Consider the following 10,017-nt stretch of genomic DNA (forward strand, 5'->3'; position numbering starts at 1 on the left):
GCCATGCGCATCATCACCGACATGTTCGCGTGGGCGAACCGCGAGGTGCCGGAATGGAACGTCATCTCCATCTCCGGCTACCACATGCGGGAAGCGGGCTCGACGGCGGTGCAGGAGGTGGCGTTCACGCTGGGCAATGCCATGACCTACGTGGAGGCCGCGCAGCGAGCCGGCCTGGAGGTGGACCGGTTCGCGCCGCGCATCTCATTCTTCTTCAATGCGCACAACAACGTGCTGGAGGAGGTGGCCAAGTACCGCGCGGCGCGGCGCTTGTGGGCGCGCATCATGCGGGAACGCTTCCAGGCAAAGAATCCGCGATCGGAGATGCTGCGCTTCCATACCCAGACGGCGGGATCGACGCTGACCGCGCAACAGCCGGAGATCAACATCGTGCGCACCACGCTGCAGGCGGTGGCGGCGGTGCTGGGAGGGACGCAGTCGCTGCACACCAACAGCTATGACGAAGCCCTGGGCCTGCCCACCGAGGAGGCCGCGCGCGTCGCGCTGCGCACCCAGCAGGTGGTGGCCTACGAATCGGGCGTGGCCCATACCATCGATCCGCTGGCTGGGTCGTACTACATTGAGGCGCTCACGAACGCTATCGAGGAGCGGGCCAGGGCGTACCTGGAGAAGGTCGAAGCCCTGGGCGGGATGCTGCGCGCCATCGAACGCGGCTACGTGCAGCAGGAGATCCAGAACGCTGCCTATGAGTATCAGCGCGCAGTGGAAGACGAGGAAGCCATCGTGGTGGGCGTGAACCGCTTCACGGTGGAGGAAGAACGCTCGGTGCCGGTGCAGCGCGTGGACGAAGGGCTGGAACGCCAGCAGGTGGAGCGGCTGCAGGCGCTGCGCGCGCGCCGCGATGCAACCAAGTGGAAGGCGGCGCTGGCGGCAGTGCAAGCCGCCGCCGGTAGCGGCGACAACCTTATGCCTCGCATTCTCCAAGCGGTGGAAAGCTACGCCACGGTGGGGGAGATCTCCGACGCCATGCGCAGCGTGTTCGGAGAGCACAAGGAGACGGTGGTCATCTGACCTGTGAGCTGTGATCTGCGAACTTCGAACTGCGATGGGAAAGGCGGGACGTGACGACGTGTTTCCTTATCAGCATTGCTCAAACCGTCCCTGATCCGAATTCAAACGAGCCGAGTGACAGGCAAGCGGTTTCTCAGTATTGCGCCTGGAAGTCGCAAGCCTCGCGGCAATCGAGGCAGTAGTACATGCCGTCCTGGCAAAGACGGACATTGTGAGCGCCCTGGCAGAGGAAGCAATACTTGTCGCAGTTACACTTGCTCTCTTCCTGTCCGCAGACGGCGCAGTGGAACGGGTCAGCCATGCGTGCAATGTAACGCGTTTCGGCCGCGAGGAAAAGGGGCAGAGCGCGCCGGGCGAGATGTGCACGGGGTGCGGCGAGGAATCGCTAGAATGGAGGAAGAGGAAGGCAAGAGTGCAGGTCCGCGTCTGTCCGAAGTGCAAGGGCCGGAGTGTGCATCGCTCGCGCCGCCGGAGTTTCTATGAGCGCTGGATCCTGCGGCTGACGCTTCGCCGTCCCTACCGGTGTCACGACTGCAACTGGCGGTTCAATGGATCGGCGTTCAGCCGGTCGGCATGGCCGGCGGGGAGAGCGCTGGTAGACCCTCGTGCCGAGGAGAGGCCAGCGAAGGACCAGGGCACCGAGCGTTGACCGTGCGAAAAACCGCGTGGTAACGTAGGCGGTTCTGCCATCTCAGCGGGCCGGCAGCTAGCGACCCAACGAAGGAAATCCCACTTGTCTCCGACCGTCGAGGCGACCACGTCGACGCTTCGAAAGACCGCCCTCAACCGCGTCCATCGCCAGATGGGAGCAAAGATGGTGGACTTCGGCGGCTGGGACATGCCGGTGGAGTATCCGGCGGGCTGGGGCGGACGACCGGGCGGGCTTATCCAGGAGCACATGGCGGTGCGTACCGCCGTGGGACTGTTCGACGTCAGCCACATGGGCGACATCCGCGTGCGGGGCCGGCAGGCACTTGAGGCGGTCCAGCACATCACCATGAACGACGCCGCACGGCTGGCGGTTGGCCAGGCGCAGTATTCGGCGCTGCTCTATCCACAAGGCACGTTTGTGGATGACGTGATCGTCCATCGCATGGGAGAAAGCGACTACCTGCTGGTCATCAACGCAGGTACGCGGGAGAAAGATGCGCGCTGGGTGCGCGAGAACACCCGCACGTTCGACTGCGACGTGATCGACGAAGGTGATGACTACACCCAACTCGCGATCCAGGGGCCGCGGGCGGTAGAAGTGCTGGCCAAGCTGACGGACGCCGACCTCGGCGCCATCAAGAACTACTGGTTTACCACGGGAACGGTGTGCGGGCTCGACCGGGTGCTGATCGCGCGGACCGGCTACACGGGCGAAGACGGTTTCGAAATCTATGTTCCTTCCGACGCGGCGACCAGCGCGCGCGTCTGGCACGAGGTGCTGGGCGCCGGCGATGCGCTCGGCCTCCTGCCGTGTGGCCTGGGCGCGAGGAACACGCTGCGCCTGGAGGCCAAGATGGCGCTCTACGGTCACGAGATCTCGGAGTCCATCACGGTGTGGGAAGCGGGATTGGACCGATTCTGCAAGATGGAGAAGGGCGAGTTCGTCGGACGTGAGGCACTGGGCAGACAGAAAACCGAGGGCATCCAGCGGACGCTGATCGGCTTGGAGATGACCGAGCGTGGCATTGCCCGCGACGGTTACAAGGTGATGGACGCGGGTGGCCGTGAGATCGGCTGTGTGACCAGCGGTTCCTACGCGCCCTATCTGAAAAAGAACATTGCGCTGGCCTACGTACCACCGGGACATGCGGCGCCGGGGACTGCCCTGGAAGTGGAGATACGCGGCCAGGCGGTGAGAGCCCGCGTGATCCCGACGCCGTTCTACAAGCGGATCCGCAATTAGACTGGAGAGGACTGAGAACGAGCATGGCCTATCCCAAAGAACTGAAGTACACCAAAGAACACGAGTGGATCCGTTTGGACGGGAAGAGCGGAATGATCGGGATTACCGATCACGCCCAGAGTTCCCTGGGCGACATTGTCTTTGTCGACCTTCCCAAACCGGGCGCGAAGGTCACGGCCATGCAAAGCTTTGGCACGGTGGAATCGGTCAAGGCGGTCTCCGATCTGTTCGCTCCGGTTTCCGGGACGGTGGCGGCGGTGAACGAGGAATTGGTCACGGCGCCGGAGAAGATCAACAGCGATCCCCACGGGACCTGGATGATCAAGGTCACGCTGGACAATCAGGACGAGCTGAAGGGATTGATGTCCGCCGAGGAATACGAAAAGTTCGTGGCCCAGGAAAGTTCCAGCTCCTGATGCGCTACCTGCCCAAATCCCCCAGCGACCGCGAAGCGATGCTGCGCGAGATCGGCGCGCGCTCCATCGATGACCTGTTCTCGCAGATTCCCACCGAGTACCGCCTGAGCCGCGACCTGAAGGTGCCGCGGCAGATGGCCGAGTCGGAAATCGTGGAGTACTTTCGCGAGCGGGGCGCGGGAACGGCGGCGGATCACGCCAGCTTCCTGGGCGCTGGCGTCTACGAGCACTATCGGCCGCTGGTGATCGAGGCCCTGGCGTCGCGGGGCGAGTTCTTCACCGCGTACACGCCCTACCAGGCGGAGATCGCGCAGGGCACACTGCAATCGATCTTCGAATTCCAGACCATGATCTGCGAGCTGACGGGCATGGAAGTGGCCAACGCCTCCATGTACGACGGCTCCACGGCCGTTCCCGAGGCCGCCATGATGGCGGCGCGCATCACGGGACGCCACGCCGCGGTGGTGGCCCGCACCGTCCATCCGGAATATCGCGAAGTGCTCGCCACCTACGTGCAACATGAAGGAATGAAGGTCACCGAGGTGGGCTATGGCGAGAATGGCCGCGTCGACATGGCCGCGGTCGATAAGGCGGTGACGGAGCAGACCGCTTGCGTCATTCTGCAGTCGCCGAACTTCTTCGGCACCATTGAGGACGTCGCCGCCATGGCCGAGGTTGGCCACCGCAAGGGCGCCCTGCTGGTGGTCGTGGTCGCAGAAGCAGTGTCGCTGGGCATCGTACGACCGCCGGCGGAGGCGGACATCGTCGCCATGGAGGCACAGTCGTTCGGGGTACCGCCTGGATTCGGCGGGCCTTTCTGCGGCGTGCTGGCCACGCGTGAGAAATACGTGCGCCAGATGCCCGGGCGCCTGGTGGGCGAAACCCGCGACCGCCACGGCCGGCGAGGATTCTGCCTGACGCTCTCCACCCGCGAGCAGCACATCCGCCGGGAGAAGGCCACCTCCAACATCTGCACCAACCAGGCGCTGGTAGCGTTGATGGCCACCATCTTTCTTTCCGTCTATGGACGCGAGGGGCTGAAGGAGCTGGCGCGTCACAACTTGGCCAAAGCCGCCTATGCTGCCGGCGAGCTCCGCAAGAAGGCGAAAGTACTGTTCGACGGCGCGCCACGATTCCATGAGTTCGTGGTCCAGACGCAGGAAGACCCGCACGAGCTCAACCGCCGCCTGCTGGAGAAGAAGATCGTGGGCGGTTTCCCGTTGAAAAAGTTCTATCCCGAACTGGGGAACGCATCGCTGTGGTGCTGTACGGAGCAGATGAAGCGCGAGTCCATCGACGCGGCGGTGGCGGCGGTGCGGGCATGAGCGGACCGCGCAAGGCCACGACGCACGTCAACCAGAACGAAGGCCTCATCTTCGAGAAGTCGTCCCCCGGCAAGGCGGCGTGGAAGCTGCCGCCACTGGACGTGCCGGCGGTGGATGCAGAGAAAATTCTGGGCGCGGTGGCGCGCTCCGACCTCGGGAACATGCCCGAAGTGAGCGAGATCGAGATCATCCGCCACTTCACACGGCTTTCCACATGGAACTACGGAGTGGACACGGGCTTGTATCCGCTGGGCTCGTGCACCATGAAATACAACGCGCGCGTGAACGAGGTCGTGGCCCGGCTACGCGGCCTGGCGGAAGCGCATCCCTACCAGCCACAGCGTCTCTCGCAGGGCGCGCTACAGATTATGAAAGCGCTGGCGGACTGCCTGCTGGAGATCACCGGCATGGACGCCATCACGCTGCAGCCGGCGGCGGGAGCGCACGGCGAGCTTACCGGCATCCTGATGGTGCGGGCGTTTCTGGAAGCGCAGGGCAATCCGCGCAAGAAGGTCCTCATCCCCGACTCGGCGCATGGCACGAATCCGGCGACGGCGGCCATTTGCGGCTACGTGGTGGAGAATCTGAAGTCGAATGCAGCGGGCAGGGTGGATGTGGGAGCGCTGGAGCGGCAGATGAACGAGGATGTAGCCGCGCTCATGCTCACCAACCCCAATACCCTGGGTGTCTTCGAGGAGGAGATCCACAAGATTGCGGACATCCTGCACGCCAAAGGCGGGTTGCTGTACGTGGATGGCGCCAACTTGAACGCGCTGGTGGGCAAGACCCGGCCGGGCGATTTCAACGTGGACGTGATGCACCTGAATTTGCACAAGACGTTCTCCACGCCGCACGGCGGCGGCGGTCCGGGATCGGGGCCGGTGGCGTGCAAGCGCAGGCTGGAGCCATTCCTGCCGCTACCGGTGGTAATGGAGAATCCTGACGGCTCGCTCGAATTCGATTACGACAGGCCGAAATCCATCGGCCGGGTGCGAGCGTTCTACGGGAACTTCGGCATGCACGTCCGCGCACTGGCCTACATTCTGGCCAACGGTCCCGACGGCCTGCGGCAGACGACCGAAGATGCCGTCCTCAACGCCAACTACATCCGCAAGAAGCTGGAGGGCGTGTACGAGCTACCCTACAAGACGCCCACCATGCACGAGGTCGTCTTCAGCGACAAGAAGCAGGCCGCGAAGGGCGTGAAGACGGGAGACATCGCCAAGCGGCTGATCGACTACGGATTCCATCCCTATACCACGTCGTTCCCGCTGATCGTGCCGGGCGCGCTGATGATCGAGCCGACAGAGAGCGAGTCGAAGGAAGAGCTGGACCTGTTCATCGAGGCCATGCGCGCGATTGCGGAAGAAGCCGAGCGGGAGCCGCAGGTCATCCTGGATGCCCCGCACACCACGCGCGTCTCCCGTCTGGATGAAGTGCAGGCGGCGCGCAAGCCGGTGCTGCGCTGGCGCCCGCCGATGCGCGAAGCCGCCGACTAGTAACAGCTTCAACCACAGAGGACACAGAGGTACACAGAGATTTCAAAGGCCTGTGGCAAGCCTCCGCGTCTCTCTGTGCCCTCGGTGGTTAAGACTTCTCTACGATGGCCTCGGCTTCGATCTCGACCAGCATATCGGGATCGATGAGCCGGGCGACCTCGACCATGGTGGTGGCGGGGCGGATAGTGGCGAAGAACTCGCCGTGAGCCCGGCCGATCTGCTCCCAATCGTCGATGTTGGTGACGAAGATGCGCGTGCGCACTATGTCGGTGAGCGAGGCGCCGGCGTTCTTCAGCGCGCGCTCAATGTTGCGCAGGGTCTGCACGGTTTGGGCGTAGGCATCGCCCGCGCCGACGATGAGTCCATCCTTATCGGTCGCGGTGGTTCCGGAGACGTAAATATGGTTGCCGATACGGACTGCGCGCGAGTAACCGACCAGGGGCTCCCAGGGCGTCCCCGACGAAATGTTTTGCCGCGCCATGCGGACCTCCTTGCCCGTCCATACTGACTGCGGCGATGCACTACAACACGGCTACTTGGCCGTGAACTCTACCCACGCGCGCGTCTTCTCCCAGTCCAGGCGCAGCGTGGCGCCATCCTTGCCTTTTTCCATGAAGGAGATGGTGAACTGCTCGATGGGAATCTCGATCGGTTCGGTCTTCATGTCCACGCGGGCCAGGTCCTGCTTGACGTCGTAGTCTCTGCCCCACTGGCCGGTCTGCTTGTTGATGATGAGCATCCAGCCCTTTTCGCCGGGGATGGTGAAGAGCGTGTACGTGCCCTTGGGGACGGAGACGCCGCCGATGGAGAGGTCGGCTTCCGTGATCAGCTCCGTGGCCTCGTTCGCGCCGGTACGCCACACCTCGCCATAGGGAACCAGGCCTCCGTAGATCTTGCGTACGGCTCCGGTCTTGGGGTCCTTGATCTTCGGCCGGCTGTAGTTGATGGTGATCTTCTTTCCCGCAATCGTGATTTCGGCCGTGCCCGGCGGTGAGGGGCGCTTGCTCTTGTCTTCCTGCTGGGCCAGAAGGATCGAGGAGAAGAGAACGAAGGTGAACAGGGAAGCGAGGAATCGGCGCATCGGAACCTTCCTTACCTGGGATTTGCCGTTGGGGACCGCCTGCCGCCCGCCCGGCAAAGGGTAGAATTATCGCATGTCCGTGTTCGATGAGAAGCAGGAAGAGCTGCAGAAGTACGAGTTCATGATGGGAGTGCCGCGCGGCCGCCTGGCCGTCACCATGGACATCCTTACCGACGCCATGGTGCTGGTGGGCCAGCACGGCGTCTACTGCCAGAGCCAGCGCTATCCCGACCGTCCGGTGATGGACGTGGAACTGGTTCTCAAGTCGCTGACCGATGCCAAGGAACTGGTGCGGGCCGTGATGGAAGAGCTGCGCAAAGAGCGCGACGGAAAGACAACGGCCTGAGTGTCTTAACCACGGAGGACACAGAGGAACACAGAGCCAGGCGGGCGAGTCTACCCTCTGGCTTCCGTGCTCCTCTGGGTCCCCTGTGGTTTTGCGCTATGCCGTTACGTACTTGCCGGTCTCGATCACGCGCCGGGCAATCTGCTGTCGCAGCGCAATGACGTTGTACGGTTCGTACTTCCCCAGGCGCCGCAGGATGGCGAGCTGGGTGCGCAGCATGTCGCCTTCAGCAACGGCCGCAATCACCTTACGTGCCGCCGATTCCACCTTCTCGATGGCGGTTGCAAGATAGACCTGGGTCAGAGCGACGGCCAGTGCGGCAGCCGTCTCGCCCCGGGTTGCCACCATCTTCTGCGCGCGCAGCACCACGGATTCCATGGCGTAGGCTTCGATGGTGAGGTCGGCCATGGCGCCCATGATCTCCTGCTGGTCGGCGAGCGCGGTCATGTACTTCTGCGAGGCCGCGCCGGAGGCGAAGAGGGCGATTTTCTTGGCCGCGGCCACCAGCTTGCGCTCCGCAGCCAGCGGGCCCTCGAAGTCGTCGCCCGAGGCCGGACCGGAAAGCACTTCGTCCATCAGCTTCTTGATGGCGGGCAGCAGCGGCAACTGGCCGCTCATGGCGCGCTTCAACAGGAAGCCGGTGATGATGAGCCGGTTGATCTCGTTGGTGCCTTCAAAGATGCGATTGACGCGCGAGTCGCGGTAGGCGCGCTCCGCCGGGTACTCCTCGACGAAGCCGTAGCCACCGTAGATCTGCACCACGGCATCCACGACGCGGTCCATCATCTCCGAGCACCAGACTTTGACGATGGAGCACTCGACGGCGTATTCCTCAATGCCCTTGCGGATGAGGCGGGACGCCTCGGGCGACTTCTTGTCGATGCCGGCGAGCGCGGCGTCGATCATGCCCACGGTGCGATACACCATGGTTTCGGACGCCCAGGTGTTCACGGCAATGTCGGCCAGCATCTCCTGGACCATGCCGAACTCGGCGATGGATTTGCCGAAAGCCTTGCGCTCCTTGGCGTAGGCCACGGCGTGTTCCAGCGACGTGCGCGCGCCGCCGGTGCAGCCGGCGCCCAGCTTGAAGCGGCCGATGTTGAGGATGTTGAAGGCGATGATGTGGCCCTTGCCGATCTCACCCAGCAGGTTCTCCGCCGGTACCTTGCAATCGTTGAGGATGACGGGCGTGGTGGAAGAGCCGCGGATGCCCATCTTCTTTTCTTCCGCGCCGATGGTCAGACCAGGGAAGTTTCGCTCTACCAAAAAGGCGCTGAACTTCTCGCCATTCACCTTGGCGAAGACGGTGAACAGGTCGGCGAAACCGCCGTTGGTGATCCACATCTTCTCGCCGTTCAGGACGTAGTGCTTGCCGTCGGGAGTGAGCTCGGCACGGGCCCGGCAGTTCAGGGCGTCCGAGCCGGAGGTGGACTCGGAGAGCGCGTAGGCGCCGATCAGCTTTCCGGAAGCGAGCCCGGGCAGGTACTTCTTCTTCTGCTCGTCGGTGCCGAAATACACGATGGGCAGCGTGCCGATGCCCATGTGCCCGGTGAAGCTGACGCTGAAACTGCCGCACTTGGCGATGCGGTCGGAGATGATGGAGGACGACACCTTGTCCATCTCCGCGCCCCCGTATTCTTCGGGGACGTCCACGTTGGCCAGGCCCAGCTCGCTGGCCTTGCGGATGAGTTCGCGCGTGACCGCCCAGTCCTTGTGCTCGATCTTCTCGATGTTGGGCACGATCTCGTTGCGCGCGAATTCTTCCGTGGTCTGCGCAATGAGCTGGTGCTGCTCGCTGAAGTCCTCGGGCGTGAAGACTTCCTCCGGCGCGCGGTCTTCGATAAGGAAGCTGCCGCCGGCGATGATTGCCTTGGTTTCTGCCGCTGCCGTTGCCATGTCAATTCTCCTTTAACCACAAAGGGCACGAAGGAACACGAAGTTAAGAGTCATTTCCAATCAGTGCCGCGCACAAATCTCTTTATGCCATCCTTCAGGTGAGCGACGTTGAAGTTAATGAGCAGCCCAACGACTTGCCGCTCAGCTTCAGGTACGAAAGGATCTGCGCCTGGTGGACAGCCGTGAGTGCCTCCACCGACTTCAGCTCAACTATGACGAGATCTTCGACAAGCAGGTCGATTCGGTAGCCAAGGTCCAGCTTGATGCTGTCGTACACCACTGGTAATTCGACCTGCGCCTCAGATTTGAGACCCATCTTCCGTAATTCGTGCTGTAAGCAGGCTTCATACGCACTCTCCAGCAGTCCCGGCCCAAGCGCGGAGTGTACCTTCATCGCGGCAGTGATGACCGCGTGGCTCACCTCGTCGGCAGTCATTCCGGGCCTATTTGTCGCCGTAACCTGCACTTGATTCCTTGGTGTTCCTTCGTGTCCTTTGTGGTTAATCAAGGTTCTCAAAGATGCCGGCC

Annotated in this window: 10 protein-coding genes; 6 read left to right on the plus strand and 4 right to left on the minus strand. The window is 63.0% G+C overall.

Annotated features, from left to right (window positions below; genetic code table 11):
- From VLE48_10740 to gcvPB, 5 genes are all read left to right on the plus strand, one after another.
- A partial coding sequence (locus tag VLE48_10740; GenBank protein HSA93478.1) for a methylmalonyl-CoA mutase family protein occupies nucleotides 1-1,032 on the plus strand: 1,032 nt, incomplete at its 5' end.
- A gap of 733 nt (nucleotides 1,033-1,765) precedes the next feature.
- Nucleotides 1,766-2,926, plus strand: a complete 1,161-nt coding sequence (gene gcvT, locus VLE48_10745; protein HSA93479.1) for a glycine cleavage system aminomethyltransferase GcvT — start codon at nucleotides 1,766-1,768, stop codon at nucleotides 2,924-2,926.
- 23 nt (nucleotides 2,927-2,949) lie between these two features.
- Entirely contained in the window at nucleotides 2,950-3,342 is a 393-nt protein-coding gene (gcvH, locus tag VLE48_10750; protein ID HSA93480.1) for a glycine cleavage system protein GcvH, read from the plus strand.
- The gene (gene gcvPA / locus VLE48_10755) at nucleotides 3,342-4,667 is read left to right on the plus strand and encodes an aminomethyl-transferring glycine dehydrogenase subunit GcvPA (protein ID HSA93481.1); all 1,326 of its coding nucleotides are present in this window, start codon (nucleotides 3,342-3,344) and stop codon (nucleotides 4,665-4,667) included. The genes gcvH and gcvPA overlap by 1 nt, the downstream gene beginning before the upstream one ends.
- On the plus strand, nucleotides 4,664-6,166 hold the full coding sequence (gcvPB, locus tag VLE48_10760) for an aminomethyl-transferring glycine dehydrogenase subunit GcvPB (protein HSA93482.1): 1,503 nt from the start codon (nucleotides 4,664-4,666) through the stop codon (nucleotides 6,164-6,166). Before gcvPA ends, gcvPB begins: the two co-directional genes overlap by 4 nt.
- An 88-nt stretch (nucleotides 6,167-6,254) precedes the next feature.
- Here the strand turns inward: gcvPB and VLE48_10765 are convergent, their stop codons facing one another.
- Both VLE48_10765 and VLE48_10770 read right to left on the minus strand, forming a co-directional pair.
- Nucleotides 6,255-6,647: a RidA family protein gene (locus VLE48_10765; protein ID HSA93483.1), complete on the minus strand. Its 393-nt coding sequence runs from the start codon at nucleotides 6,645-6,647 to the stop codon at nucleotides 6,255-6,257.
- A gap of 51 nt (nucleotides 6,648-6,698) precedes the next feature.
- Nucleotides 6,699-7,247 carry a DUF2911 domain-containing protein gene (locus VLE48_10770; protein HSA93484.1) on the minus strand — a complete coding sequence of 183 codons (549 nt, stop codon included), beginning with the start codon at nucleotides 7,245-7,247 and terminating at the stop codon, nucleotides 6,699-6,701.
- 73 nt (nucleotides 7,248-7,320) lie between these two features.
- On the opposite strand from VLE48_10770, the gene VLE48_10775 reads away from it, so the two are divergent.
- A complete protein-coding gene (locus VLE48_10775) occupies nucleotides 7,321-7,593 on the plus strand; it encodes a hypothetical protein (GenBank protein ID HSA93485.1) in 273 nt (90 codons plus the stop codon).
- 96 nt (nucleotides 7,594-7,689) lie between these two features.
- Here the strand turns inward: VLE48_10775 and VLE48_10780 are convergent, their stop codons facing one another.
- Both VLE48_10780 and VLE48_10785 read right to left on the minus strand, forming a co-directional pair.
- Entirely contained in the window at nucleotides 7,690-9,489 is a 1,800-nt protein-coding gene (locus VLE48_10780; protein HSA93486.1) for an acyl-CoA dehydrogenase family protein, read from the minus strand.
- Between the two features lie 94 nt (nucleotides 9,490-9,583).
- The coding region (locus tag VLE48_10785) for a GxxExxY protein (GenBank protein HSA93487.1) at nucleotides 9,584-10,017 on the minus strand (434 nt) is incomplete at its 5' end.

It is taken from the genome of Terriglobales bacterium (assembly GCA_035454605.1).
Lineage (GTDB): Bacteria > Acidobacteriota > Terriglobia > Terriglobales > Acidobacteriaceae > DATMAB01.

Coding starts and splice junctions, on each gene's coding strand:
- gcvH (HSA93480.1), top strand. CDS start 2,950: ATGGCCTATCCCAAAGAACTGAAGTACACCAAAGAACACGAGTGGATC.
- gcvPA (HSA93481.1), top strand. CDS start 3,342: ATGCGCTACCTGCCCAAATCCCCCAGCGACCGCGAAGCGATGCTGCGC.
- gcvPB (HSA93482.1), top strand. CDS start 4,664: ATGAGCGGACCGCGCAAGGCCACGACGCACGTCAACCAGAACGAAGGC.
- VLE48_10765 (HSA93483.1), bottom strand. CDS start 6,647: ATGGCGCGGCAAAACATTTCGTCGGGGACGCCCTGGGAGCCCCTGGTC.
- VLE48_10770 (HSA93484.1), bottom strand. CDS start 7,247: ATGCGCCGATTCCTCGCTTCCCTGTTCACCTTCGTTCTCTTCTCCTCG.
- VLE48_10775 (HSA93485.1), top strand. CDS start 7,321: ATGTCCGTGTTCGATGAGAAGCAGGAAGAGCTGCAGAAGTACGAGTTC.
- VLE48_10780 (HSA93486.1), bottom strand. CDS start 9,489: ATGGCAACGGCAGCGGCAGAAACCAAGGCAATCATCGCCGGCGGCAGC.